Raw genomic sequence first — 1,086 nt, 5'->3', positions numbered from 1 at the left:
CCCCCAAAGTTGGCTTGCTCGGGGGGCAAAATGGAGTATCAAAAAACTTTTCAGATATCCCCTACTGCTGACTTCTGACACCTGACTCCTCAAAAAAATCAAGTAATGCCTGAGTTGTTTCTTCTGGAGCTTCTTCTGGCAAAAAGTGACCACAGGGGAAAGCTTGACCGCGCACATCTATTGCTCTTTCTCGCCAAGTTTCCAGCACATCATAACATTTTTCCATTACCCCGTGCTTTCCCCACAACACAAGTAACGAACATTGTATTCTACTGTTAATATCTTCTGCATCATGTTGCAAGTCAATAGTAGCTGCCGCACGATAGTCTTCACAAGTTCCATGAATACTGGCAGGGTTACTAAAACAACGAATGTATTCTGCTATAGCATCCTCAGTAAAAGCTGCTTGGTTATAACTCCACTGTTTTAGTTTACTGACAAGATAAAATGCTGGGTCAGCACCGATCATGCGTTCAGGAATATTGTTGGGTTCGAGCAGAAAAAACCAGTGAGAGTAGGCAGTAGCTAGTTGTTGGTTGACAGTTTGAAAAATTTTCCTGGTTGGTACAATATCAAGAAGTGCTGCTTTTTCCACACACTGGGGGTGGTCGAGTAAAAGGCGATGGAGAACTCTACCTCCGCGATCGTGACCTGCTGCCAAGAATTTGGAGAAACCTAGAGCTGCCATGACTTCTACTTGGTCTTGGGCAGTAACTCGTTTGGAATAGGTGAGATGTTGAGGATCGGAGGGTGGTTTGTCACTATCGCCATAACCGCGTAAGTCTGTGCAGATGACGGTGAAGTGTTGGGCAAGGGCGGGAGCGACTTTGTGCCACATAATGTGAGTTTGAGGATAGCCATGTAATAGTAGTAGTGGATAACCTTTTCCGCCTTTGACTAAATTAATGGTGGCATTGGAAGTTGGTATTTTATGGTAGGTAAATTGTTCAAACATGAAAATTTATTTGGATTATATCGTTTTACAAAATTCAAAAGTCAAAAATTAGATTTTATCAGCTCAAAACAATGTTTTTTTCTTAAGAAGGGATATTTTTTCCATTTGTCATGCTGGGCAAACAAATTTCC

General features: G+C 42.0%; 1 protein-coding gene. It reads right to left on the bottom strand.

Annotated features, from left to right (window positions below; all coding sequences use genetic code 11):
* Window positions 1-61: 61 nt before the first annotated feature.
* Complete coding sequence (locus AC3DU7_RS27495; protein ID WP_488042441.1) at window positions 62-955, bottom strand: alpha/beta fold hydrolase; 894 nt, start codon at window positions 953-955, stop codon at window positions 62-64.
* Window positions 956-1,086: the final 131 nt, after the last annotated feature.

It is taken from the genome of Okeania sp. (assembly GCF_983059655.1).
The sequence above is the reverse complement of the archived record's forward strand: the minus strand, read 5'-3'. Positions and strand labels throughout refer to the sequence as shown.